Origin of the sequence: Aquimarina discodermiae, from assembly GCF_040786235.1 — a bacterium.
In the GTDB taxonomy this organism is placed as follows: domain Bacteria; phylum Bacteroidota; class Bacteroidia; order Flavobacteriales; family Flavobacteriaceae; genus Aquimarina.
The window spans coordinates 34,534-60,996 of sequence record NZ_JBFMKP010000016.1; the positions used below are offsets into that span (position 1 = coordinate 34,534).

The window sequence follows — 26,463 nt, forward strand, 5'->3', positions numbered from 1 at the left end:
GTTCATACGTTTATTGGGTATTAACGAATAATTAACTATCTTTCAAAAAAAACAGAATACAAAAAATGAGAGTCCCAAATTCTAAATTTTGTCTGCTGCTTGCGTTTGTAGCAATATTGATAAGTCAAAGTATTAAAGGTCAGAACTTTGCTCATAGTAAAGCCCAAAATCTTATTCCCAATCCCAGTTTTGAAATAACCAACGTTGCTATTTCACGTATGGAGATGGAGATGCAAAACTTTGGAATTATTAAAAATTGGAAAGCTTCGACAAATTCTCCAGATGCATATCATCCCAAATTAGAGGATATTAGGTTTATACATAAATCACCAAATTTTTTAAAGCAGTTTGGTGCTCAAGAGCCTAGAACAGGTGAAGGAAAAGTCGGAATGTATATAGCAGGTGGTCCTTATAAGGAAGGAGTTACTGCCAAGCTTAAAAAACCTCTTGCTAAAGGTAAATACTACTATTTTCATATGTATGTTTCTTTGGGAGAAGGGATTTCTAATTCGTGTACCTCTTCTATTGGATCTTATTTTACAGCCAGAGTACCTAAAATAACAGAAACATCGAAACTACCATTACATATCCAATCTTCTAAAATGATATGTGATACAAAAAAATGGACTAAGATTTGTGGGGTATATAAAGCAAAAGGAACCGAGAAATATATCTCTTTGGGATATTTTGCAGATAGCCCAAAAGGTAAATCGGTAAAAGGTGGAGGTTTTGATACTGCCTATTATTTTGTAGATGATGTTTTATTAATGGAAATGAGAGACCCAAAAAATTTGGTTGCAGGGCAAGTTTGTAATATGGCACTCAAGTTTTCGCCAATAGAATTTTTAATAGGAGAAAGTGAAGCTTACAAAGAGATTCAAAAAGCATTGGATTCTTATATCCAATATGTTACTATTTTTAAAGTAAGTTCTGTAAAAATTATTGGACATGCCGACGATGCGGGCTCTACATTCGAAAATGAAATTATGTCTGCCATGAGAGCTGTTAATGTTAAAAATTATATGGTAGAAAAAGGAGTGGACGAATCTTTGATAGAAATCGTTGCTGCGGGTAATACTGCACCTATCGTTACAGAAGAGCGTACCGACCTTGATCCTGAATCAAATAACAGAGTAGAAATAAAAATAGAATAGAAAGCACATCTTTTTTCTGTTTGCACATTGAACTGGTTTAAATTTTTTTCAATTGATCAAAAAATCATCATTTTTCGAATGAATCAAAAAAGTTTAAACCAGTTCGTAAAAAGATAGTACCTTTGAAACTTTGTAATATTAAGTATTCGTGATGGACTTTCCTAAATTCTTATTGGGTGATAATACAGATTATCCAAACGCCATTTTTGTAATTCATACAGAGTTTCCCAGATGTATAATTAACCTGGAAAATGATGAAATAGAGTGGCTTGAAGAGTTTGATAAAAATGACGAGAAAGAATTGCTGGATGAGACAGAAAACCTTCTTAAGGCTGCCGGTGATTTTTATGATAGAGAAATAGAACGTTACGAAGGTTCTTAAATTTTTAAAAAATAAAGAGTATTTATTACTAAAATAAATAGTGACCTGTTTATGGAAGAGCTTATACAATTAGACAAAGATCTTTTTTTATATCTTAATAATTTAGGAATACCGATGTGGGACAGTTTTTGGTTATTTATGACCGAAAAATTTTATCAAATCCCCTTATATGCTGTACTATTATTTTTCTTCTATAAGTATTTCGGAATTAGAGGAACCATTATAACGTTAGTAGTGGTTGCACTATTAATTACCGCTACAGATCAGCTATCAAACCTGTTTAAAAACGTATTATTTATGCGTCCTAGGCCTTGTAGAGCAGAAGGGGTTTCTGAGTTTACCAGATTTATAGCAAAAAACTGTGGTAGACATGGTTACTTCTCTGGTCATGCTGCCAGTTCTATGGCTTTGGCTTTTTTTACAGGACTTACCTTACGCAGGCACCTAAAATATATTTTTCCGTTTATGGTGGTATGGTCTATTGTTGTGAGCTATAGTAGAATTTATATAGGGGTGCATTACCCTGGTGATATAATCACAGGAATGGTAATTGGTATTTTGTTGGGATTTGGAGCTTATAAATTACATACTTTTCTTGTACAAAAGTATGGACAGAAAGTAAATGCCTAGCACCTAGTTTTTATTGACCGGTTTTAAATTTTTTCTTTTTCTTCCTTTTACCAAAAAGCCTTTTAAAAAAATTATCTCTTTTTTCGGGCTTGCATTGTAGGTCTTTTATCACCTGTTCGTCACTCGTCTCGAATAAACTTTTGGTAATAGGATCAAAGTCTTTACGCAAATTCATTTTTTGATATAGTTTGGCAAAAATAGGTAAAGCAGTATTAGCCCCTTGACCCAGAGAGGTTGTCTTAAAACCAATATTATAATTGTCGTTACCTACCCAGGTAACGGTAATAAGTTTTGGAGTAATCCCAATAAACCAACCATCTTTATTGTCTTGTGTGGTTCCTGTTTTTCCTGCTATATCATTGGTAAGGCGATATTGGGTTCTAATTCTTGATGCGGTACCGTGATTTATGGTAGATTTCATCATTTCTAAAAGAACTTGCCTGGTATAGGTGCTATAAGCAGATTCGATATTTGTAGTATCAGATTTAAAAGAGGCGATAAGGTTTCCGTTTTTATCTTCAATACTATTGATATAATAAGGAGCTACGGGTTTGCCTTCATTTACATAACTTGCATAAGCTCCTGCAAGCTCTTTTACCTTAATACCATCGGTGCCAAGTGCCATTGCCGGGTCTTCTGACAGAGTAGCGGTAATCCCTAGTTTTTTTACCTGATCGACCACTTTTGGAATTCCAGTTTCATTCAAAACTTTTACCGCAATGGTATTTACAGACGTACTTAATGCTTTTTCTAATGTATAATTGAGAAAGGGATCTTCTTTGGCAACAGCATTTTTGGGAGTCCAGTTTTCTAAATTGGTATAGGTTACTGGTTTTGTAGAAAAATAAGAACAAGGTTTCATTCCATTTTCTATGGCAGTAGTATACACAAATGGTTTAAATGTCGACCCTACTTGCCGTTCACTTTGTGATACATGATCGTATTTAAAATAACGGTAATCAATCCCTCCTAGATACGCCTGTACCGCTCCAGTGCCTGGGTCTATCGCTATCATCCCAGCATTTAGAAATTTTAAATAATGTTGCAGACTATCTATTGATGACATTGTTTTTGTACGGTTACCGTGCCATTCAAATACTTCAATTTCTTTTTTTGCAGCAAGAGAGTCTTCTATTTGCGCTACAGAAAGTCCTAATTTTATACATTTTTTGTAAACGTCTAAGTTTTGTAAGGCATTTTTGATGAGCTCTTTGTTGTTTTTCCAGGGAGGAGTATCTCCAAAAGAATCTTCATAATCTTTTTGCAAGACCTGCATGTGTTCTTGCATTGCTTCTTCGGCGAGCATTTGCATAGTGCGATCTAAGGTAGTATGTACTACCAGACCATCATTGTAAATATCATAGGAGCTACCATCTGGTTTTTTGTGTTTTTCTAAGAGATGGGTTAATTGTTTTTTTACTTCTTCTCTGAAATAAGGAGCCAATCCAAGATCATGATTAAAATGTTGATAGTCTAGTATGATGGGTGCACTCATTGTTTGATTTGCACGATCTGCACTGCAATATTCGTATTTTACCATTTGCTGTAGTACAACATCTCTTCGTAACTGGCTTCTTTCTGGGAAAAGCCTTGGGTTAAAACTATGATTTGCTTTTAAGGTTCCTATTAAAGTGGTAGCTTCTGATAATGTTAATCTGGTAGTAGGCTTATTAAAAAATTTTTGTGCAGCACTTTCTATTCCATAGGTGTTGTCGGGAAAAGGAACGGTATTAAAGTATAGTGTAAGAATCTCTTTTTTACTATAAATATCTTCAATCCTTCTGGCAATAAAAGATTCTTTTAATTTATTAATAACCGTGCTTAAAAATGGATGTTTTTTTCTTTTATATAGATTTTTGGCTAATTGTAAAGTAATCGTACTTCCTCCTCCAGAAGACTTATTGCCTAATAGGATCGTTTTAAAAAAAACGCGAAGAAGGCTGGTATTATCAACCCCGTTGTGATTATAAAATCGTACATCTTCGGTTGCAATAAGTGCATCGATGAGGTGTTGTGGCAAGTCTCCAAAAGTAACAGGCTGTCGGTCATAGATAAAATACTTTCCTATTAGATGTCCGTTTTTATCTAAAACCTGCGTAGCTTCGGCTTGTTTTAAAGAACTTAATGCTTCTTTGTTAGGTAATTTTCCCCAAAACCCAAAATAAATACTTGTGTAAAAGCAAATCCCCAATAATAGTTGGCTACCAATAATAATTAATAACCATTTTAACCACTTTTTTTTCGCAATTATTTTTATCATATATATATTATCGACATACATAACGTCGAAAATACCATAATATTTGGCGATGGTATTTTCTTATCACTTTCTAACATCACGAATAAACAAGAAAATCATAACTACCATTAATAGTGAAAATGGTAAAGAAGTTATGATAAGTAGTTTTTGAATTGCAATGAGTACATTAATATCTGTTTTTACGTTTCCCAGTAATATGATACCGATAGAAAAAACCGTAAGTATAATGCTCCAGAGCAGGCGATGCTTTTTTGAGGGTTCTTGTTTCCCATTGTCAGTAAACATACTTAATACAAAGATGGCAGAGTCTAATGAGGTGACCAAAAAACTGCTTAAGAGTAAGATGGTGAGTACATTTATAAATCCATGAAGGGGGTAGTTTTTAAAGAAAACAAAGATCGAATTAAATACATTGTCAAACTGCCCTTGATAGGTGCCCAGACTATCGATAATATCAAAAGCAGATTGTCCAAAGGTGGTGAACCAAAAAAATGTGCCAAGCGAGGGGATGAGCAGTACGCCTAGTATAATCTCTCTAAAGGTACGACCTTGTGATATGCGCGCAATAAAAATTCCTGTAAAAGGAGCCCAGGCTAACCAAAAAGCCCAATAATAATAAGTCCAGTCGGTTAAGAATTTTTCTCCTGGATTATAATTTCCGTACGCTAAACTAAGCGGAATAAAATCAAGAATGTAATGATATAGTGAAACAAAAAATTGTGATAAAACCGATACGATATCACTTTGAAGCAATACAAAAAATAAAAGAGCAATTGTTATATAAATATTCCATTTAGAAATAATCTTGATTCCTTTGTTAACTCCTTTATAAACAGAAATAAAAGCGAAAACTGAAATAAAAATAAGCACAATAATAACACCATAAACGCCTAGGTTTTTTTGAAATATATGGTTTAATCCACCTTCTATCTGAGTAGTACCAAGTCCTATAGCCGCTACAAGACCAAAAACAGTGGTAAGTACCGCTAGAATATCAATACTACCAAAAATAAATTCTTTACTTTTTGTTGAAACGATTAAGCGATCTAAAGATGAGAAAGCACTACTAGACAATACTTTTTTGGACTGTACGAACATATAATAACCAATAGTAATTGCAAAAACGGCATAAAAAGCCCAGGCAGTAAAACCCCATTGATAAAAAGTATACTCTAATGCAATTGTTTCTGCACCTGTACGGTTGTCTATAGGAGGGTTGTATCTCATAAAAACAGGCTCTTGCACAGCTCGTAACAGGATGCCTGATCCCATACCGGCACTATATAGCATAGATATCCAGGCTAATCTAGAAAATCTGGGGCGATCTGTTACTTTACCAAGACGTCTTTTACCCCAAGGTGAAATTGCAAGAAATATTAATAGGATAACACATATCAAACCTAACCATAGATAGAAACGACCAAATCGTTTTCTGATAATCACAGAGAAAGACTCGATTTCATGATAGGTTTCCAGCGTAAAAAAGTATAAAAAAAAGGAAAAGACGATCAGTATTCCCAATGAAACATATAATAAACTATTTTTTTTAAAATCAAGTTTCATCTGTGGTGCTATATTTTGATATAAATAACTTTTATAAAAGTCTAAAAAAGTTTTGAAACAGGCCTATGTTTATTTAAAAACCTTTTTTATGAATTAACCAGTTTAAAAAAATGTTATGTAAATGTTAGCGTATCATATCTAAGTAAATAGGTAGAATGATTGTAAATTTATTTGCATCTTACATTTTAAAATACGAACTTAATACCAACGATACGATGCCGTTTGATATAAGTATACAAATACCTTAATTTGAATATAATTATATCATATATTGGTGTTATGTGTTGTTTCTGCACCAGTATAGAGAAAAACTATTTGAGGTATTTTGAATAGTAATACTTCAAAATTTATTATAAAGAATGGTACAACGTTGTTCACCATTTTTATTCACTTATATATAATACAGATAACTAACTTAAACCTACAACCATGAAAAGAGTAATTGTTGATTATAAAAAGCTTAATAAAGACATTCTGAATCTTTTGGTAGAAAAATTCCCAGACGGGTATGCCGATCAAGATATCATAACTTTTAGGAATCAGTATAATGAAACTATTGAAGCTGTAGAAGTACGAACAGAAGAAACAATCTATTTGGTAAAGATTAGTAAACGACTTGCAGATACGATGCAAAGTTTTGAAGATGAAGATTCAACAAAATCAAGTGAGACAATACCCGAAACAGTAGACAAACAAGGTGTAGAAGAGGTAGAGGATAAATAATATCTGGTTCTTGTTTGAAGTAATTATTGTTGTAAATTTTTTAGCCTGTAATTAAATCGAGGTAGTTTAAGTCAAAACAAATACGAATGAATAAATCTATATTGCTATGAGCAGGATACATTTGTTTGAACTTGAAGATCAAAAGTGGTTTCCTACTTTTTTACGAAATTATGGAACAGTTTTTTGCAATTTCTTTCTAATAAAAGTAAGATGTTTAAGCCGGTAATTCCTATTCTTGAAAAAGCGCTGATAAAAAGCAATACTCATCAAATTATTGATTTAGGTTCTGGAGGAGGAGGGTTGTTGTGGATAAATTCTGAATTAAAGAAAAGAATCCCGGATCTAAAAATAATACTGACTGATTATTACCCAAATATTTCGGCGTTTAAATTTATCAAGGCGCAATCGAACAATTTTGAGTACATAGAAAAATCAATAGATGCTAGAAATGTTCCAACTAAATTAAAAGGATTAAGAACACAATTTTTATCATTTCATCATTTCAGGAAATCTGATGCACAACTTATTTTGCGAAATGCGTTTATTTCGAATGCTTCTATTGCTATTTTTGAAGCACAAGAGCGTAGTGTAAAAAGTATGTTGGCCATGATATTTTCTCCGTTAACCGTTCTTTTAGTAACACCATTTATAAAACCTTTTAAGATAGGAAGAATTGTTTTTACCTATATAATACCAATTGTTCCTTTGTTTGTGTTGTGGGATGGAATTGTTTCTTGTTTACGAACATACTCTGTAAAAGAAATGAAGGAATTAATCAAAAGTATAGATGATGATAGTTATGATTGGGAGGTAGATAGGATGGCGTCGGGACCAGGAGTAATACTTTATTTGTTAGGATCTAAAAAGAAGTAGATATATTTTTTTGCAATTTACGCAGTTAACTGCGTAAATTTATTATTTTTGTATTTATGAATAAAGATTTGGTTAAAAATTTAGGTTTTAGAACATTGGGGACAAGGTTGAAACGAATTGCAGATAAAATGTCTCATAGCGCAAGGGATATGTATAAAAAACTGGGAATGGATATAGAACCTAACTGGTATTTGGTACTCACGCTTGTAAAAGAAAACGATGCGGTTTCTATAGTCGAAATAGCCAGGTATTTAGGTTTTGCACATCAATCCATTGTTTCTATGACCAATAAAATGATAAAAAGAGGATATTTATTAAGCAGCAAAGATGAGAATGACCTAAGAAGAACAGTAGTACGTTTGACTCCTAAATCGGAAGAAATTTTACCAGAGATAGAGAAGATATGGAATTATGGAGAAGAAGTAATTGCAGAATTACTTGACAACAATCAAGAGTTATTAAAACATTTGGATGTAATGGAGCATCGGTTGAACGAATCATCATTTGGAGAGAGAATTTTAGACAAATTACAAAAATAAGTACTATGGCAAAATTGCATAACTATGAAGTAAAAATAGAATGGACAGGAAACGAGGGGCAGGGAACTTCTGATTATAAAGCATATAATCGTAATCATACGATTATGGGGAAGGAAAAATATAGTAAAATTAAGGCTTCTTCAGACCCTTCTTTTTTAGGAAATAAGGAACGGTATAATCCAGAAGATTTGTTTGTCTCATCATTATCTGCTTGCCACATGCTTTGGTATCTACATTTATGTACCGTAAACAAAATAGTAGTAACAGATTATAAGGATAATGCTACAGGAGTAATGGAAGAAAGTAAGACGGGTAGTGGAAGATTTATTAATGTGACTTTAAACCCTGTGGTACATATTACAAATGAAAACTTGAAAGAAAAGGCAATACAATTACATAAAGAGGCTAATAAAATGTGTTTTGTTGCTAATTCTTGCAATTTTGAAATTGATCATGTTCCTACCATAAAAGTAGTCGTATAAAAATAACTAATTAACTTCTGTAGTTATACTATAAAAAAAAGACACCTTCTACATAGAAGGTGTCATATTAAAAACTTTATTTTGGGGCTACAAAATAAAATTTAAGCATTTATATTTTTAATTTTCTATATCGTTAAAACTAGCGAACTGTTGCATAGCAGTTTTTGTTAATTCTTTTGCTCTATTTACATAGAAATTTTTGGTGTCATCTAACGATTCGTTTTTTAGCTCTTTTTCGCTTCTTACATAGTCAGCAGGTACTCCAAATTCTGATTTATTGTTAAGTACTACGCTTAGTTCTTGTAATGCATTTTGTAATTTATCAAGTGCTTGCTCAGCTTTTAGTTTAACTTCTGATTGCTTTTTTAATTCTTCGGCTCTTCTGGCTTCAAATTCAGCCTTCATTCTGTTTTGTTCTGCTATTTGCTGTTCTAATTTTTGTTGTTCGATTTCTAATTGACGACGTTTTTCTTCTAATTCTTTTTGTTTATCGGCAACTTCTTGAGTAGCATCTGCTAAATCACTTTCTTCAGAAGAATCAGAGTAATTTCCTGCAACTGCCTGGCACGTAGTTAGTTGTTCTAATACTTTAGCTCCTAGTTCTTTAGCTCTTTTTGCGAAATATCTACTTCGTTCGTATGTATCTTGCTCTAATGAACTTTCCATATCAACTCTCGCCTGATATGCCGTTTCATTCGCTTCGGTACAATTACATTGATCAGATAAGGTTTCAACTTTTTCAAAAGCTTCTATAGCTTTATCTGCATATTCCTGAGTGTGATACACATTGTTTGCTCCGTGTGCTTTTTTACTATGTGAGTATGCATAACTAGCAGCTGTTATAGCATCTGAATAGACATCCTGAGCATTAATTTTTGGAATAGAACATAGAAAAACTATGATAATTACAATCTTCTTCATTCTTATGGGGCTTTTAGATAACAAAACAATAATACAATATTTTATGGATAACTTCCAAAGAAAAATGTCATTAATCGATGAAATACGCACTTTATCTTATTTTTTTACGGGTTAACCTTAAGGATAGTGATCGATATCCTACTTGATTTAATAAGAGATAGATAGCTATCAAATTTTTTTCTACGATTTTCTAGTGTCTTATCTTTTAAAGACATAAAAAATTCGTACAAAACAATTGTATTGTCGTTTTAACAGTATATTACTTACGGTATATACCTGTTTATATTATAATGAGTAGAAGTTTACTATATGAATTTTTATGCTATGATTGAGTGTAACTTATTGATAGTGTGCGGTGTATGTTTTTCAATAGTTGTTGGGTTATAAATGGTTGTGTTTACAATATTATAGAACGATTAATATGTGTAAATATTTTTTGAACGTTAAAAAAAAATATTTGTAATTTAACTTGGAAATTTTTGTTAGTTAATTATATATCTTTCGTCTTTATATTTTATGAAAAAACTTATAATATCATCTATTAATCATAATTTAAGTAGTGCAATTACATTGCTTAAATCTATTGATTCCCATGTCTATTGTGATACTTCTGTAGAGCCCTATTGTTCAAGTATTGGTGATCATATTAGGCATACACTTGATTTTTTTGATTGCATTATTGATGGGTTAGATTCTAATAATATAGATTTAACCGCCCGTAAACGAGATCAAGTATTATCTACCAATAAAGATTCGGCAATCAACTATATGTATGAACTTCAGGAAACATTATTGTCTTATAGTACTGTAAATACAGATTATTTGTTACATGTTACCGATCATATGGGAAAAGGAAAGGTTACTGTTAATTATACATTAGAGAGTATTCTTACTCATGCAAATAGTCATGCAGTACACCATTATGCTACCATAGGGTATATTCTTTGTCAATTAGGAATTGAGGTTAAGATACCTGGGTTTGGTTACAACCCAACAACACCTATTAATAAAAGAGAAGGTATTTAAAGCAGGAGTTTATCATAAAATCATAACCATTTTAGTTCTGTGGTTTGTTTTTTTTTCCAAAGATAGCTTCCATAATAGTTTTGATTCCTTTAAACGCCATATAAATAGCGAATACAGCTCCTAATAACCCAAGAATCAATATGGGTATATACAATGAATGGTCTTGGTTTTTAAAGGATGAATGTATAACTACCGGGCTAATAAACATAAAAATGAGTGCAATTGCCATGCGTTGCACTCCCTTACCTAATACTTCTTTGTCGGTTCTTCTAGGCTCCATAATTATTAATTGCATTACGTACGTTGCCGTGTTGTTCTAATAATTTTTTGGCAGTTACTTCATCAATAGTAAGCTCTTCCATAAGCATTTTTACTGCACGCCCTACTAATTTGGTATTACTTAGTTGCATATCGACCATTTTATTACCTTTTACATGACCCAGTTGTATCATGGTAGCTGTAGAAATCATATTAAGGACAAGTTTTTGAGCAGTTCCGGCTTTCATTCGGGAGCTACCCGTCACAAACTCTGGTCCAACGGTAACTACAATCGGAAATTTTGCAGTTAATGCTAAAGGACTACCATCATTGCAGGTAATACATCCGGTAAGGATGTCATTTTCGTTACATATCTGTAATGCGTGAACCACGTATGGCGTCGTTCCCGAAGCGGCAATACCTATTACAACATCTTTTTTAGATATTTGATAGGATTGAAGGTCTTTCCAACCTTGGTCTGTACTATCTTCTGCATGCTCTACCGATTTTCTAATTGCTTTATCTCCTCCCGCAATTAATCCAATAACAAGATTAGGAGATACCCCAAATGTAGGAGGGCATTCACTGGCATCCACAATGCCTAATCTACCACTTGTTCCTGCACCCATATAGAAAAGTCGCCCACCATCTTTAAGTTTTTGAACTATTTGAGTTATTAAAGCTTCTATAGCCGGGATGGATTTTTCTACCGCTTCGGGTACAGTTTTATCTTCTGCGTTAATATTCGAAAGCAATTCACCGACATTCATTTTTTCTAAATGGTCATATTTTGATGATTGCTCTGTTGTTTTAATAAATGACATGTTCAAAAATACTTTTTAAAGTGGTTAAGCTTTTATAATTCTTAATAAAATGTTGCTAAAAGACTATTTTTCAATGCTAAAATCGAATTTGCTTGCTTCAGAAATCGTAAAATACCCCAGCGCATAATTATCTGGACTTGTTTTGTTAATTATATTTCCTCTTAATACTGCTGGGGGTGCCTGAAAAGGATTTCCACCACCCTGATCACTTTGTTCAATTAGTAAGGTTGCGTAATCGAAATATTGCTCATCAATACCGATAATTTTTATAGTTATCTCTTGATTACTAACCATTTGATCATAGAAGTATGAGAACCCAAAGGTTTTTCCTTGATAGAACCTATCTTCACTGGTAATAAATAGATTGAAATCGAAATCAAAAAGATAAAAATCATCTCTTGTTGCATCATCTGTATATGTTATGATTATTTCTGTTTCATCTCCATCAAAAAGTGTTGCATCTCCTTGTTGCACGTCATCTATAGGAACGGTAGGGATAAGTGTTGCATCTGCCACATAGGTTTCGTCTTTATATTCTACTGTTAATTGGTAAGGAGTATCAAATTCTGGTAAGAACTCTTCTTCAGACGGAATAAAAAAACCTTGTTCCTCTGATTCTATAAAGTTGATAATGGTATTATCGTTCATATTGGTTAGGAAAACCGTAGCATCACTAACAGCGGGGACATCTGTATTAAAAAATGGAGCAGATAAAGTAAGTTTTACACCACCCTCCATAGTGGCAGGAGTTTCATTTCTGAAATACTCGAAAGTAGCGTCTATAACCAACCTGGCCTCACCATTAGGAACTTCTACATCAATAACATCTTCACAACCAATGGTTGTAATGAGTATGGCTAAAATAAAAGTTAATTTCTTCATTTTTTAAAACTTAAAATTATAGGTTACCGCTGGTATGATTCCAAAAATAGATGTTCGTATGGCTTCGTTTACATACGTGTCAGAATTTCTTGTAAACGCAATTGATGCTGCGTTTCTACGATTGTATAAATTATAAATACTAAATACCCATTCTCCTTTCCATTTTCTATTTTTATTTTTTTTCGACATCAATGTTGCAGACACATCAATTCTATGGTAGGAGGGTAGTCGCTCATCATTTCTAGAACCATCGTACAAAGGAACGGCTAATCCACGATACTCAAATTGTCCAGTTGGATAATTGGTAGGTTGTCCTGTCTGAAATACGAAATTGGCTCCAAATTTCCATCGGTCATTCAATTTATACGTTCCGTTAAAGGATATGTCATGGGTTTTATCATAAGGTGTACGATACCATTCATTATTATTAATGCCAGTTTCTTGTGGAGTTCTCCCGGTGGTTTTCTGTTCTGATTTTGATAAGGTATAGCCCAACCATCCTTTTAATTTACCTTCATTTTTTCGTAACAAAAATTCGGCACCATACGCTCTTGCCTCTCCATTTAAGATATCTTGTTCTATTGCATTGTTAGCAATTAAATTGGCTCCGTCGATATAGTCAATTCTATTTTGAATTTCTTTGAAAAAAGTTTCTACCTCGATAGAATACATATTGTTTTTTGTATTTCTATAGTACCCCAAAGCAAATTGATTAAGTAATTGTGGCTTTATATACTTTCCGCTAGGGGCCCATACATCTAATGGGGTAGGAGAACTCGTATTTGATAACAAATGTAGATATTGCGCCATTCGATTATAACTTGCCTTTATAGAGCTATACTCATTAAGAGTGTAAGCTAGAGCAACTCTAGGTTCTAGATTGGTAAATGTTTTGATTGATTCGCTTCGGCTATATTTTTTTACTTGTATGGGCTCTGCTGCTTCATAAATCTGAAACTCTTCATTAAACAATAAAGGGTTGTCATTTTCATAAATATTTAGTTCGTCTTGCCCCAACCTAATAAAATTACTGGCTCTAATACCATATTGTAAGGTTAGATTTTTTGAAATCGTATGTTTTATATCAATATAAGCAGCAAGCTCGTTTGCATATTTATCGATCAGTTTTTCTCTAATAATACCCGAATCTTCCCGGTTTGGTTTTATTTCACCGGGGTTAAACCTGTAGTAGATATTATTAACACCATAATTAAGTTGAAATGCATCACTTAAATAATGATTGAAATCATATTTGAGGTTGAAATTTCTTATGCCAGAATCCCACTCAAATCCAACGAAATCGAGTTCTAGGCCATAAAAATAATCAGAATAGATTAATGACAAATTAGAAAAAAGCTGATCAGAAAATAAGTGATTCCACCTTAGGTTTAAAACCGTATTTCCATAAGTGTTTTCAAAAATTTGATCAATACTGAATATATCTCTACCAAAATATCCAGAAAGGTATATACTATTGTTTTTATTAATCTTATAATTCAGTTTCGAATTAAGGTCGTAGAAATAGGCAATATTATTATTATCAAAAAGAGGTAAAAAAAGATGTGCATAAGAGGCTCTTCCTGCTACCAGAAATGCACCTTTATCTTTTTTAATAGGGCCTTCTGCCTGTAATCTACTGGCAACAGCTCCTAATCCACCTGTGAATTTAAATTTTTTACTATTACCTTCCTTTTGGTAAATATCAAGAACCGAGGATAGACGACCTCCGTATTTTGCAGGAATCCCTCCTTTGTATAACTTAATATCTTTGATGGCATCTGGATTAAAAACAGAAAAAAAGCCAAATAAATGCGATGAATTAAAGATGATAGCTTCGTCAAGTAAGATAAGATTTTGATCTGCTGCGCCTCCTCTTACATTAAAACCCGATGCCCCTTCACCACCATTGGTTATACCAGGCAAAAGTATAAGAGATTTGATAACATCTGCTTCGCCTAGAACAACTGGTATTTGTTTGATGGTTCCGGCAGTAAGCTTGTTAACACTCATCTGCGGAGTTTTAATATTTAAGCCTTCAGTTTTTTGTGTGATAATGACTTCTTCCAGACTTTCTGAAGACTCTTTAAGTTGAAAATTTATCTTTTTATCTTCAGAGAGATTAATTTCTTGTTCAATATCGGTAAATCCCATATAACTTATCAGAAGCTTATAAACCCCCTTAGGTAATGTTATAGAATAAAAACCATATTCATTGGTAACAACACCTTTTTCGATTTCAGGAAATATTACCGTAACGCCTATAAGAGTTTCATTACTCGATAGTTCAGATATTACACCGCTTAGTGTATATTTTTCTTGGCATTGTATCGATGAATGCATGCATAAAAAGAAAAATAGCCAAATAGTAGTGTGCTTTTTTTGATACAACATGTTTTTTATCAAAATGTGGGGGATTTTTTGTTTTCTTTTTTTTTGCAAATTAATCATTTAAGACTCATGTCTATGTTATTTTTTGCTTGTTTTTAAATAATTAGTCTTTTGGATCGGGAAGGGTTTTATAGAAAATATACCTAACGGTTATAGATGAATACAATTTACAGAGTAATTTGAGAGTGTATTCTACATATAAAATATTATTAAAAAAGCCGATAAAATCTAATTTATCGGCTTTTTTGTGGGAAAGGTAACATTGTTTATTTAATCAGAATTTTACCAAATATTTACAGTAAAATTCTTCTGGTAATTGATACGTTATTTCGAGGAATACGTAAAACTCGTTTGTACCATTTGACTTAGTCTAAAATAACCAAATGCGTAATTTTCTGGAGTGGTAATATTTCTACAATTACCTCGTAATGGAGCAGGGGTAGTACTAAAAGGCCCGCCATCACTTTCTGCCTGATCTGTTAATAAACCGATATAGTTGTAATATCTTTCTGAAATGCCTAATAGTTGTATGTTTACTGTATCTTCTAATAGCGGCCCATCATCTTCAATTTCCTCATTGATAGTGTATTCAAAATCCATCAAATTTCCATTAGTAAATTCATCGGCATTATAAAATAACTCTGGTAATACTTCTTTTTGTTCTTTAAATTTTCCAAAATAAAAGTTTTCTTCATCTTCAGGGTCATTAAATTCTACTGTAATATTAAGATCAACATCATCAATTTCTTGTGAAACACTTTCGATATCGGCTACAGGTTTCAATGTTTCCTGCGCAATATACCTTTCGTTATTATAAATAATCTCTAATGTATAAGATTGATTAACAATAGGAATAAAATTAGTGCTTGTATATTCTCCATTATTTTGATCTGCAAATATAAACTCGGTACTGTTTGAGTCATTAGTTACTTTTACACTGGCACCGGTTACAATTTTGTTACTATTTTTGTCAAAGTATGCCGTAGATGTTGATAGCTTTATGGTTTGCTCATTTCCTTGAGTTCCTTTTTCCCAATCTAATGAAGCCTCGACTACTAGTCTTGGTGCAGCTTCGGGAACTTCTACATCAACCACATCGGTACATGATGTAAGAGCTATGGTTGCGATTAGTAATATTTTTATATATGTTTTCATCTGTATGTTTTTTATTTTTTATTTTTTTCAGATAAAATCCCCATTAATCAGTATAGTAAATATATTTTTAATGGTTATCGATTATTTTACTGGTTTAAAATTTAAAGTTATAAGTTATAGAGGGTACGATACCAAAAATTGCAGTTCTTGTTGCTTCATTGGCTCCCGTTTCCAGATTTTGTCCAAAAGATATCGAAGCTGCATTTCTACGGTTATAAGCATTGTATACACTAAAAACCCATTCTCCTTTCCATCTTCTATCTGGTTTTTTATTAGGGCTATAGGTCGCCGATATATCCAATCTATGATATTCTGGAAGTCTGTTTGAATTTCGCTCAGAATAGCTAGCAATAGACAAGTCTTCATATTGGTATTGCCCATTAGGGTAGGTAACCGGTCTACCTGTCTGAAATACCAAATTAGAGCTAAGTGTCCATTTGTCGCTAAGTTTATATATACCCGTTATAGAAAGATCGTGTGTTCTGTCATGTGGGGTATTGTACCATTTGCCCTCATTGATTCCAGGACCTGCAACATTTTCTCCCAAAGTTCTTTGCTCTGATTTGGATACTGTATATGCTATCCATCCTGTAAAATCTCCTTTGTTTTTACGTAATAAAAACTCTAACCCATAAGCTCTGGATTCGCCATTTAATATTTCGGTTTCGATATTATTTTGACCTATTAAATCAGATCCGTCGATATAATCAATTCTATTCTCTATAGTTTTATAGTAAGCTTCTACTTCTAAAGAATAATTATTGTCTTTAAAATTCTTAAAATACCCTAGTGCATATTGATCTGATAATTGTGGTTTTATGAATTTGCCACTTGGGGTCCAAACATCTAATGGTGTTACTGATACGGTGTTTGATAATAAATGTATGTATTGTGCAGTTCGCGAATACCCTGCCTTTATCGATGAAGATTCATTTAATAAAAGCGATAATCCTAACCGAGGTTCAAAATTGTTATAACTTTTTATAGTCTCACTTTTTTTATAATCGGTTTCACCTATGGCTGTTCCTTCTTCATAAATACCTAACTCTTCATTATAGACTACGGGTTGATCATTAGCATAGTTAGTTAGTTTTTGGCCTCCTAATCTAGAGAAAAAGCTATGACGTAATCCATATTGTGCTGTTAAGTTTTCAGATATTTTATGCTCTGCATTGATGTATAATCCAGTTTCAAAAGCTCTTTTTTCGTCAAGTTTTCTTGGATTAATAGGAGAAGTTGGAGAGGTAGGGGTGATTTCACCAGGATGAAAATCGTACGATATGATGTTTCCTCCAAAATCAAGTTTTAGGTTATTACCAACATAATATTTAAGATCATATTTTACATTGTAATTTTCTATTGATGAGTCCCAGTCAAATTGAACAGAATTGATAGACAATAGATAATCATATTTACTATATATCAAGGATAAGTTAGAGAATAGTTTATCATTAAAAATGTGATTCCATCTTAAGTTACCAGAAGCATTTCCGTAACTACTCTTAAAACTGTTGAGATTAAAGATGTCTCGGCCAAAATACCCAGAAAGATATAGTTTATTGTTTTCGCTAACCTTGTAATTGGTTTTTAGGTTTAGGTCATAAAAATTAACCTTAGTGTCTTTTAGATTTTTGGATGCGGCCGTAAATAGGTGAGCATATGAGCCTCTACCAGCTAATAAAAAGGATCCATTTTTATTAAATGTAGGTCCTTCTATAGCCAGTCTACTTGATATCACCCCGATACCACCTGTAAGCCCAATTCTTTTGTTGTTTCCGTCTTTTTGTCGTACATCCAATACCGAAGAAACTCTACCTCCAAACTTTGCAGGAATTCCTCCTTTATAAAGCTTTACATCTTTGATTGCATCTGCATTAAAAACAGAAAAGAATCCTAATAAATGCGAGGTATTATAAATAATAGCTTCGTCTAGTAATACCAGGTTTTGATCTACAGCACCACCTCTTACGTTAAAACCACTACTTCCTTCACCAGTATTAGTTACCCCTGGTAAAGTTTGAATTGATTTTACCACATCTACTTCTCCCAGTACAACAGGTATTTTTTTGATGGTCTCAGATTTTAGTTTAGCGACACTCATTTCGGGTTTTTTAATACTTACTCTTTCGCTTTCCTCTGCGGTAATTACCACTTCGTCTAGTTGTTCAGAAGATTCGCCCAGTTCAAAGTTTAGTTTTTGATCACCATTTAAAGTAACTTTTTGAATGATGTCATTATACCCCATATATGAGACTACTAATGAGTATTCGCCTTGTGGGGCTGTAAGAGAGTAAAAACCATATTCGTTGGTAATTACTCCAATAGTAGTACTTTGCAGGTATACTGAAGCACCGAATAAAGTTTCTCCGTTACTCGCATCGTTTATTGTTCCACTAATCGTAAATTTTTCCTGAGCGGATAAAAGTGATGTGAAAAATAGAAGAGCAAAAATTGTTTTTTTCATTTGTTTATTGCTAGAAGGTTTAAAATTAAATTGGTTGTTAAAATGTTTGACTTTTTACGAATCGATAAAAAAGGGCAATAAAATACCAGTCCAAAGCTTTTTAAGCTTCGATTTTATCAATTGAAAACAAAATGTTGATTTAAAAAATTAAGCCAGAATATCCCTTGAAACTAAGGAGTCTGGTGGTAATGTTCTGTTAATGATTTCCATTGAAAAGGAATAGGCTGCCATTCGTTTTTAATGGTTGTGCTTATTGCATTTATTGCTTTGAGCGAATCGGTTTTGACATACACCTGATTGTTTTTTGTAAATACGTACACAACGTTCAGGTTTTTTTTGCGGGTTGTTTTTAATTTACTCATTATCTGGAATGTTTTTTTTGTATCGATTTCTACCAAGGTTGAAAATACCAATTTTTATTCCGGCATTAAAAGTGTATCCGTTAATTCGGTTCACTGTACCGGGGTGTAAATTAAACTTGCTAGAAAACCGGTATTTTACCCCGGCTTCTATTTGAAAATATCTTGAAACATTGAATAAAAGATTAACTCCAGGTTCTACTACAAATATTTTGTCCCATTCTTTTACATAGGTTTCTTTTTCTAATGCGTTGTCTTTTTTTAAGCTCTCTATATAACCAACAGAACCGCCACCAATAAGCACCGGAAATGATAGGTTAACGATATATTTTTTAAAAAAAATAGGTTCGAGATGTGCGCCCACATATCCTCCTATCAAATCCCCATCGATATCATCTTCATCAAATGATGTGTCATCCAGGGCATTTTGATTCGAATAAAAATAAGTAGCTATAACACCTAACTCGAATTGTTGATTGGCAACATAGGCAAGTTTTAGACTAGAGGTTAGGGTACTTTTGTTTTCAATTTTTCCATACCCTAGATTTAAGCCTAAATATACACCATGAACTATATTTCTACGATCGTTAAATTCTATATATTCAGTGTTTTTGGACTCCTGAGCTACGCTACTATAGATACCGGTAATTACTATAAGTAGCAGTATAATTTTTTTTGGGTGTTCCATTGTTTTGGTTATTGTATTGCGCACACAGGGAAAAAGAGTATGGGCATGATCTTTTTTTGGTAACTACCTGTTGAACGATTTTATTTTTTGATTTGACTGATGTATTTATTTGATATTTTCGGTTTGTTATTCTTTTAAAACTATTATTCCTTTTTTGCCAATAATCTGAAATTTTCCAGATGTACTATGTTGCCCATAAGTGGCACTAATGTTTCTAATTCTTTTTCGTTTATCTATAATATTGGTTTTTATATTAGTAAAAGATTTTGGTATTCTTAATAATCCTTGTTCTAGTGAGGCTGTAAAATCTATAGTAAGCCCATGTACGTTTATATTTAACTCTGATGATTCCTGATCTATAATAATAGATGGTGCCTTGTTGTTGATATTGGATACCCACATATCTGCTACTTCCAGGTTAAGGTTGATATTTTCTTGTAACGTATCTAAATTTAGTTTACTAAACATTAGTTCTCCTTGCATACTTCCAACTTCTCCGATAGTAATTTGATCTTTACTCGAATGTATTTCAAGAGACTGTGCTTTTTCAATTTGTGTTACAGTCCCACTACTATTAATTTTTAGGTCATTAGATTTTTCAATGTCAACTTCACCATTTTTGATTCGGATATGCCCATAAGTAATTCCTTTGGTTTTTAATTTTCCAAATCTCATCTCTACATTTGCACTACTAATGTCTTTATTGATCCACATATCACCGTGCTGTATATTGGCTTTTACTTTACCTTTCCAGCCACTTATAATAATATCGCCAAACTTATTAGTGATATTAATACCTGCATTAAACGGTATATGAATGGTATAATCGATTTGAATATTACTTTTATCAAAGTCAAAAGGGTTTGCTTTGTTAAAGAATTTGGTTAACATGCTGTTACTTTTTTCTTCAATAATAGAAATGATACTTATAAAGTCATCTGTAACCGTAAATTTTGGCTTAATTCTTTGTAACAGCTCGTCTGCATCTTCTTTTTTCTTTTTGGTAACATGTATATCTATATTGATTTGTATTGTTTTTTGATCCCATCCATTAATAATAATATTTCCGTACTTATTTTCGATATGTAATTCTCCTGCATTGGTGAGTGGATAGGTATTCTCAATGTTTTTAGATACTCTTTCTTGTGCATACATAATATGCAAAGAAAGTAGCGTCGTAAGCATTACTATGATATGTTTATAAGATGTAACCTTCATTGATATCTGTATTTTTAGAATCATTGATCTGTTTTAATAAATTTTCGATCAGCTCTATTCGCTTTTTATAATTATTTACTATGGCCTCTAAAATGTATTCGTTATCTAGGTTTTTTGCCATTTCTAGTTTTAAGGTATTGTATTCTTCATCTAATTCATCCATGAATGACAAGAACTCTTTTTTGCTTTCGGGTTGTAATTTTGAATTATTTTTCACCAATTGTACCTGAAACGATACTAGGTTTGAGTAGTAGGAGTCAATATCCTGTAATTCTTGATGTACAACACTATTGTTTTTATGATAGTTGTATTTTGAGGTTAAAAAGCTCTGCATGACAGAAAAAACTCCTAATAAAATTAGTACTGTTGCTGCTATTTTAAGTAAATGAGATTGCCATAAGCGAATAGTTGGTTTGGTGTCTAACTGCGACTCAATGACGTTCCACATTTTTGATTTGTCTGCTCTGTGATCGTCAAACAGATGCTTATTTTCTTTAATATATTTTTCAAAATCATCCATTGTATTATAGGGTATTTACAATTTCAATTAGTTTTTTCTTTGCTCTATGGTATTGCGATTTCGATGTCGAAGAGGTAATACCTAATATTTCTGCTATCTCTATATGATCATATCCTTCAATCAAATAAAGATTGATAATTTGGCGATATCCCTGAGGTAGTACATTAATTCCTTTTTTGATCTTACTAATATCCATAGGAAGTACTACTTCAGTTGTTTCTTCACTTATACGGTACTCATGTTGGTCTAATGGACTTACAGGTATTTTTTTTTGTTTTAAATGGTTGATACTTTTATTAATTACAATTCTTTTTAACCAAGATCCAAATGTGCTTTCGTACCTAAAAGATTTTAAATTTTTGAAAGCATCAACAAAACTATCTTGAACAACATCTTCTGCATCTTCTTTTATGCCTAACATTCGCATGCTTACATTGTACATAGCATCTACATAGAGCTCGTACAATTGATATTGCGAATTTCTATCACCAGACTTGCTTTTTTCTACAATGTCTTTGTGCGTATAAAGAATATTGGTCTTCAATTAATTTTGATTGATTGTAAATTTCTTTAAAGGTACTTTCTTTATGTTTGGTATTATTGACAAATGAAAAATTAAAGGGTTGCATTTGAGTTAAAAAAAATGAACATTTTTTTTAATTAGATTTAGACCAAACAGCAAAAATCCTGTAAACCATAGGGTTTACAGGATTTTTAGAGGTTTATTTTATTAAACAAATTATGCTTCTATTATAGTATTTAGAGTTTTACTAGGTCGCATAGCTGTTGATACTTTACTTTCATCTGGCCAATAATAACCATCTATATTAACCAATGAGCCTTGGGCCGCGTTTAACTCATTAATAATTTTTGTTTCGTTATGATTAAGTTGTTGCGCTATTTCGGCAAATTCTTTTTGCAAATCTTTATTTTCACTTTGCTCTGCAAGTGCTTGTGCCCAATACAAAGCCAGATAAAAATGACTACCTCTATTGTCTAACTCATTAACTTTACGTGAGGGTGACTTTTTGTTGTCAAGAAAAGCTATGGTGGCTTGATCCAGAGCCTCTGCGATTATTAATGCATTTTTATTTTGATTTACTTCGCCAAGATGTTCTAAAGAAACTGCTAATGCCAAAAATTCTCCTAAAGAGTCCCATCGTAAATGCCCTTCTTTAATGAATTGTTGTACATGTTTTGGAGCAGAACCTCCTGCACCAGTCTCAAATAAACCGCCTCCATTCATTAACGGTACGATAGATAACATTTTTGCACTGGTTCCTAATTCTAGAATAGGGAATAGGTCTGTATTATAATCTCTTAATACATTTCCGGTTACAGAAATAGTATCTTTACCATCTTTGATTCTTTCTAAAGAAAAGCGAGTAGCTTCTACAGGAGACATAATTCTAATGTCAAGTCCTTCGAGATCGTATTCTGGAAGATACGTGTTTACTTTTTTGATTAATTCTATATCATGAGCTCTCTTATTGTTTAACCAGAAAATAGCAGGTGTATTGGTGGCTCTAGCTCTACTAACCGCAAGTTTTACCCAATCTTTAATCGGAGCATCTTTGGTTTGACACATTCTCCAGATATCGCCTTCTTCTACAGTGTGCTCTAACAGAACATTTCCAGATTCATCAACTACACGAACAGAGCCATTTCCTTTAATTTCGAACGTTTTATCATGAGACCCATATTCTTCAGCCTTTTTGGCCATAAGCCCTACGTTAGGAACGGTACCCATGGTAGTAGGGTCAAAAGCACCGTGTTTTTTACAGAAATCGATAGTTTCCTGGTATATTCCGGCATAACTGCTATCAGGAATAACAGCTTTGGTATCTTGTGTGTTACCCTGTGCATCCCACATTTGTCCAGAATTACGAATCATTGCAGGCATTGAAGCATCTATAATTATATCACTAGGAACGTGTAGATTGGTAATTCCTTTGTCAGAATTAACCATCGCTAATTTAGGTTGCTGTTTGATACATGTTTCTATATCTTGCTCTATTTCTTTTCTTTTATTGTCGGGTAATTTTTTTATTTTATTGACAAGGTCTCCAAACCCATTATTTACTTCAACACCTATTTCTTCAAAGGTTGTTCCATGTTTTTCAAATACATCTTTAAAGAATACCTCTACTGCATGACCAAAGATAATAGGGTCTGATACTTTCATCATGGTTGCTTTCATGTGTAACGAAAACAATACATTTTTTTCTTTTGCATCTGAAATTTGCTCTGTAAGAAATTTGATGAGCGCTTTTTTGTTCATTACAGAGGCATCGATAACTTCTCCTTCAAGAACAGGGGTTTCTTTTTTTAGGATGGTTGATGTTCCGTTATTGTCAATAAACTCGATTTTGACATTTCCTGATGTGGATAAAGTTGTAGATTTTTCATTGGTGCAAAAATCTCCTTCAGACATCGTAGCAACATGAGTTTTAGAGTCTGCACTCCAGGTACCCATTGTATGTGGGTTTTTCTTAGCATATTGTTTTACGGGCTTAGGAGCTCTCCTGTCAGAGTTTCCTTCTCTTAGAACGGGGTTAACGGCGCTACCTTTTATTTTGTTATAGCGAAGTTTTGTTTCTTTTTCCTGATCATTTTCGGGCTCCTCTGGGTAGTTAGGAATATCAAAACCTTGTTCTTGTAATTCTTTTATAGCCGCTTTTAATTGAGGAACAGAAGCGCTAATGTTTGGAAGTTTGATAATATTGGCTTCAGGTTTTTGTGCTAATTCACCTAGTTCTGCCAAAGCATCCGCTTGTTTTTGACTATTGGTTAGCTTTTCTGGAAAACTAGATAAAATTCTGGCAGCAAGAGATATATCTTTTACTTCGATAATAATGTTTGCGGCTTTGGTGAATTTTTTTACAATAGGTAAGAAAGAGTAAGTGGCTAAAGCTGGTGCTTCATCCGTTTTTGTATACACAATTTTTGAGTTATCAACTCCCATATTTTTTGAGTTTTTTATTTGGGGCTTATAAGGCTTTGGTATGCAGTAGTGCCCTAATTCGTTATTAATTTTAACAATAAGTAAACGGTTGTATACTTTGTCGTTTTATAAACAATACTAGTGAATATTTTGAGTGTTTGCTTTAAAGAATAACACCGCTGTCTATCACGCAAATTGCTATGAGCGAATATACAAATCTAGTTAGCTATATGCAACCTGTATAGTGTTAGTTTTGAGAACTCCACATGGAATTATGGTTTCCGGAAAATTAGGGTTAAAAAAATATGAGATGCTAAAAAAAAGATGGGTTTGCTGTTGTGTTTTTGAAAACAAAAAAGCCATATCAACAATACATTGTATTTTGATATGGCTTCATTAGAAATAGTTTTAATGTCAGCTGTTTTACCCGCCGTTAAATAAAAACTTTCGTTATTTATACCAATAAATTTATTTCTAATTTTGAGTAGTATTAATGGTCAAATAAAAATTTGCGCATGTAATTACTACTCGTTCGACTATAAATTGATGTTTGTACCGAATTTAGTTATAAATTCCTTGGATTTCATCAACAAGTCTAATGCCATTTATAATTAAAAAAGTGTCAAAACTTAATTTTTTCTTTCGAATTTCATTTTGAAATTATTTTACGATAAGTCCCATAAACTGATTTCAAGGATGTACTCAAAAAAATAACTTTCGTTTCATATTTATTTTAATGATAAATTGGTCTTCAATATGTTCAAAGAACATTAGTTTAGATTACATGAAAAAAGAATCCTTGTGTCATCTTCAATGTAACTATAGTATAAATATAAAGAAAATTTAAATCAAAATTTGTTAATGTTATGTTATTAGTTTTCAATAGGTTGTAAACCGACGTTGTTAACTTTTGTTTATAAAAAAAGATCGCATAATGCGATCTTTTTTTACTTGTATAAAGAAATAATGAATTAGTTTCTTCTTTCTTTAATACGTGCTTTTTTACCAGTAAGTTCTCTGAAGTAGAATATACGAGCTCTACGAACTTTACCTCTCTTATTCACTTCGATTTTTTGAAGTGCTGGTAGGTTTACTGGGAAAATACGTTCTACACCAACAGTACCAGACATTTTTCTGATAGTAAATGTTTCTGTGCTACCAGAACCTCTTCGTTGTATAACAACTCCTCTAAAGTACTGAGTACGTGTTTTATTTCCTTCCTTAATTTCGTAGTATACTGTAATAGTATCACCTGCTGCAAATTCAGCAAATTCTTTTTTTGTTACAAATTCGTCTTGTACAAATTTTACTAAATCTTCCATTTTACGATATAGTTTCTTGATTTTTGTTAAATCAACATTCACGATTTTCGTCAGAGGTTAATCTAATCAGCGTGCAAAAATAATAAAATTATATAAATAAAAAGATTTCTTATTTAATTATTTTATTTGGCAGCTATAGTGGTAACCTTTTTAAAAGGAACCTTTTAACTTTATTCTTTTAACAAATCTGGTCTACGCTCTTTTGTTCTCTGGTAAGCTTGTTCTTCTCGCCATGTTTCAATTTTTGGAAAATTACCAGATGTTAATATTTCAGGAACTTTCCAGCCTTTATAATCGGCAGGTCTTGTGTAAATAGGAGGAGCTAATAAATCGTCCTGAAAAGAATCTGTAAGTGCAGATGTTTCATTTCCTAAGACGCCAGGTATGAGTCTAATAATAGCATCACAAAGAATTAATGCTCCTAACTCTCCACCAGATAGAACATAGTCTCCAACAGAAATCTCTTTGGTTATAAAATGATCCCGAACACGTTGATCTACTCCTTTATAATGACCACATAAAATAATTAAGTTTCCCTGCAAAGATAATTGATTGGCAATTCCTTGAGTCAAAGTTTCTCCATCTGGTGTCATATATATAACGTCATCATAATCCCGTTCAGACTTTAATTTTGAAATACATTTGTCTATAGGTTCGATCATCATAACCATACCTGCACCACCTCCAAATTGATAATCATCTACCTGTTTGTAGTTATTGCTAGTGTAGTCTCTAAGGTTATGAAGGTGTACCTCTACCAATCCCTTGTCGATAGATCGTTTCATAATAGAGGCTTCAAAAGGACTTTTAAGGATATCAGGAACTACAGTTATAATGTCTATACGCATCAGTAATCTATTACATTTCTACAAAGTGCAAAGATGCAAA

General features: G+C 32.6%; 25 protein-coding genes. 8 read left to right on the forward strand and 17 right to left on the reverse strand.

Annotated elements, in window-relative coordinates; all coding sequences use genetic code 11:
• Nucleotides 1–65: 65 nt before the first annotated feature.
• The 3 genes from ABW636_RS11615 (at nt 66) to ABW636_RS11625 (ending at nt 2,166) form a co-directional block, all read left to right on the forward strand.
• The gene (locus ABW636_RS11615; RefSeq protein WP_367590171.1) at nt 66–1,154 is read left to right on the forward strand and encodes an OmpA family protein; all 1,089 of its coding nucleotides are present in this window, start codon (nt 66–68) and stop codon (nt 1,152–1,154) included.
• Nucleotides 1,155–1,305: 151 nt separating this feature from the next.
• A complete protein-coding gene (locus tag ABW636_RS11620; protein WP_367590172.1) occupies nt 1,306–1,536 on the forward strand; it encodes a DUF8828 family protein in 231 nt (76 codons plus the stop codon).
• 51 nt (nt 1,537–1,587) lie between these two features.
• Nucleotides 1,588–2,166, forward strand: a complete 579-nt coding sequence (locus ABW636_RS11625) for a phosphatase PAP2 family protein (RefSeq protein WP_367590173.1) — start codon at nt 1,588–1,590, stop codon at nt 2,164–2,166.
• A 10-nt stretch (nt 2,167–2,176) separates the two neighbouring features.
• Here the strand turns inward: ABW636_RS11625 and ABW636_RS11630 are convergent, their stop codons facing one another.
• The gene (locus ABW636_RS11630) at nt 2,177–4,426 is read right to left on the reverse strand and encodes a transglycosylase domain-containing protein (protein ID WP_367590174.1); all 2,250 of its coding nucleotides are present in this window, start codon (nt 4,424–4,426) and stop codon (nt 2,177–2,179) included.
• Between the two features lie 63 nt (nt 4,427–4,489).
• Nucleotides 4,490–5,989, reverse strand: a complete 1,500-nt coding sequence (locus tag ABW636_RS11635) for a BCCT family transporter (protein WP_367590175.1) — start codon at nt 5,987–5,989, stop codon at nt 4,490–4,492.
• Nucleotides 5,990–6,418: 429 nt separating this feature from the next.
• Between ABW636_RS11635 and ABW636_RS11640 the strand changes: the two genes are divergently transcribed.
• The 4 genes from ABW636_RS11640 to ABW636_RS11655 all read left to right on the forward strand — a co-directional run bounded on the left by ABW636_RS11640 (nt 6,419) and on the right by ABW636_RS11655 (nt 8,606).
• On the forward strand, nt 6,419–6,712 hold the full coding sequence (locus tag ABW636_RS11640) for a hypothetical protein (protein ID WP_367590176.1): 294 nt from the start codon (nt 6,419–6,421) through the stop codon (nt 6,710–6,712).
• A gap of 210 nt (nt 6,713–6,922) precedes the next feature.
• On the forward strand, nt 6,923–7,585 hold the full coding sequence (locus tag ABW636_RS11645) for a hypothetical protein (RefSeq protein ID WP_367590177.1): 663 nt from the start codon (nt 6,923–6,925) through the stop codon (nt 7,583–7,585).
• A 56-nt stretch (nt 7,586–7,641) separates the two neighbouring features.
• On the forward strand, nt 7,642–8,124 hold the full coding sequence (locus tag ABW636_RS11650) for a MarR family winged helix-turn-helix transcriptional regulator (protein ID WP_367590179.1): 483 nt from the start codon (nt 7,642–7,644) through the stop codon (nt 8,122–8,124).
• A 5-nt stretch (nt 8,125–8,129) separates the two neighbouring features.
• Nucleotides 8,130–8,606 (forward strand): OsmC family protein, encoded by a 477-nt coding sequence (locus ABW636_RS11655; protein ID WP_367590180.1) that lies wholly within the window; start codon nt 8,130–8,132, stop codon nt 8,604–8,606.
• Nucleotides 8,607–8,723: 117 nt separating this feature from the next.
• Here the strand turns inward: ABW636_RS11655 and ABW636_RS11660 are convergent, their stop codons facing one another.
• Nucleotides 8,724–9,527, reverse strand: a complete 804-nt coding sequence (locus ABW636_RS11660; RefSeq protein ID WP_367590181.1) for a hypothetical protein — start codon at nt 9,525–9,527, stop codon at nt 8,724–8,726.
• A gap of 516 nt (nt 9,528–10,043) precedes the next feature.
• Between ABW636_RS11660 and ABW636_RS11665 the strand changes: the two genes are divergently transcribed.
• On the forward strand, nt 10,044–10,553 hold the full coding sequence (locus ABW636_RS11665) for a DinB family protein (protein ID WP_367590182.1): 510 nt from the start codon (nt 10,044–10,046) through the stop codon (nt 10,551–10,553).
• A gap of 31 nt (nt 10,554–10,584) precedes the next feature.
• On the opposite strand, the gene ABW636_RS11670 is transcribed toward ABW636_RS11665, so the two are convergent.
• The 14 genes from ABW636_RS11670 to trmD all read right to left on the reverse strand — a co-directional run bounded on the left by ABW636_RS11670 (nt 10,585) and on the right by trmD (nt 26,423).
• The gene (locus ABW636_RS11670; protein WP_367590183.1) at nt 10,585–10,833 is read right to left on the reverse strand and encodes a DUF6095 family protein; all 249 of its coding nucleotides are present in this window, start codon (nt 10,831–10,833) and stop codon (nt 10,585–10,587) included.
• Nucleotides 10,823–11,635, reverse strand: a complete 813-nt coding sequence (gene murQ, locus ABW636_RS11675; protein ID WP_367590184.1) for an N-acetylmuramic acid 6-phosphate etherase — start codon at nt 11,633–11,635, stop codon at nt 10,823–10,825. The genes ABW636_RS11670 and murQ overlap by 11 nt, the downstream gene beginning before the upstream one ends.
• A gap of 63 nt (nt 11,636–11,698) precedes the next feature.
• Nucleotides 11,699–12,517, reverse strand: coding sequence for a DUF4249 family protein (locus tag ABW636_RS11680; protein ID WP_367590185.1), 819 nt, complete (start codon nt 12,515–12,517; stop codon nt 11,699–11,701).
• Between the two features lie 3 nt (nt 12,518–12,520).
• Nucleotides 12,521–14,908 (reverse strand): TonB-dependent receptor, encoded by a 2,388-nt coding sequence (locus tag ABW636_RS11685; RefSeq protein ID WP_445012687.1) that lies wholly within the window; start codon nt 14,906–14,908, stop codon nt 12,521–12,523.
• 321 nt (nt 14,909–15,229) lie between these two features.
• The gene (locus ABW636_RS11690) at nt 15,230–16,060 is read right to left on the reverse strand and encodes a DUF4249 domain-containing protein (protein ID WP_367590186.1); all 831 of its coding nucleotides are present in this window, start codon (nt 16,058–16,060) and stop codon (nt 15,230–15,232) included.
• Between the two features lie 94 nt (nt 16,061–16,154).
• The gene (locus ABW636_RS11695; protein WP_367590187.1) at nt 16,155–18,524 is read right to left on the reverse strand and encodes a TonB-dependent receptor; all 2,370 of its coding nucleotides are present in this window, start codon (nt 18,522–18,524) and stop codon (nt 16,155–16,157) included.
• 170 nt (nt 18,525–18,694) lie between these two features.
• The gene (locus ABW636_RS11700) at nt 18,695–18,886 is read right to left on the reverse strand and encodes a hypothetical protein (protein ID WP_367590188.1); all 192 of its coding nucleotides are present in this window, start codon (nt 18,884–18,886) and stop codon (nt 18,695–18,697) included.
• Complete coding sequence (locus tag ABW636_RS11705) at nt 18,879–19,571, reverse strand: hypothetical protein (RefSeq protein WP_367590189.1); 693 nt, start codon at nt 19,569–19,571, stop codon at nt 18,879–18,881. The genes ABW636_RS11700 and ABW636_RS11705 overlap by 8 nt, the downstream gene beginning before the upstream one ends.
• 126 nt (nt 19,572–19,697) lie before the next feature.
• A complete protein-coding gene (locus ABW636_RS11710) occupies nt 19,698–20,789 on the reverse strand; it encodes a hypothetical protein (protein WP_367590190.1) in 1,092 nt (363 codons plus the stop codon).
• Nucleotides 20,770–21,309, reverse strand: coding sequence for a hypothetical protein (locus ABW636_RS11715; RefSeq protein ID WP_367590191.1), 540 nt, complete (start codon nt 21,307–21,309; stop codon nt 20,770–20,772). The genes ABW636_RS11710 and ABW636_RS11715 overlap by 20 nt, the downstream gene beginning before the upstream one ends.
• A gap of 4 nt (nt 21,310–21,313) precedes the next feature.
• Entirely contained in the window at nt 21,314–21,853 is a 540-nt protein-coding gene (locus tag ABW636_RS11720; protein ID WP_367590192.1) for an RNA polymerase sigma factor, read from the reverse strand.
• A gap of 195 nt (nt 21,854–22,048) precedes the next feature.
• Nucleotides 22,049–24,274 carry an NADP-dependent isocitrate dehydrogenase gene (locus ABW636_RS11725; RefSeq protein WP_367590193.1) on the reverse strand — a complete coding sequence of 742 codons (2,226 nt, stop codon included), beginning with the start codon at nt 24,272–24,274 and terminating at the stop codon, nt 22,049–22,051.
• Between the two features lie 950 nt (nt 24,275–25,224).
• On the reverse strand, nt 25,225–25,575 hold the full coding sequence (rplS, locus tag ABW636_RS11730; protein ID WP_367590194.1) for a 50S ribosomal protein L19: 351 nt from the start codon (nt 25,573–25,575) through the stop codon (nt 25,225–25,227).
• A 170-nt stretch (nt 25,576–25,745) separates the two neighbouring features.
• Nucleotides 25,746–26,423: a tRNA (guanosine(37)-N1)-methyltransferase TrmD gene (gene trmD / locus ABW636_RS11735; RefSeq protein WP_367590195.1), complete on the reverse strand. Its 678-nt coding sequence runs from the start codon at nt 26,421–26,423 to the stop codon at nt 25,746–25,748.
• Nucleotides 26,424–26,463 lie beyond the last annotated feature (40 nt).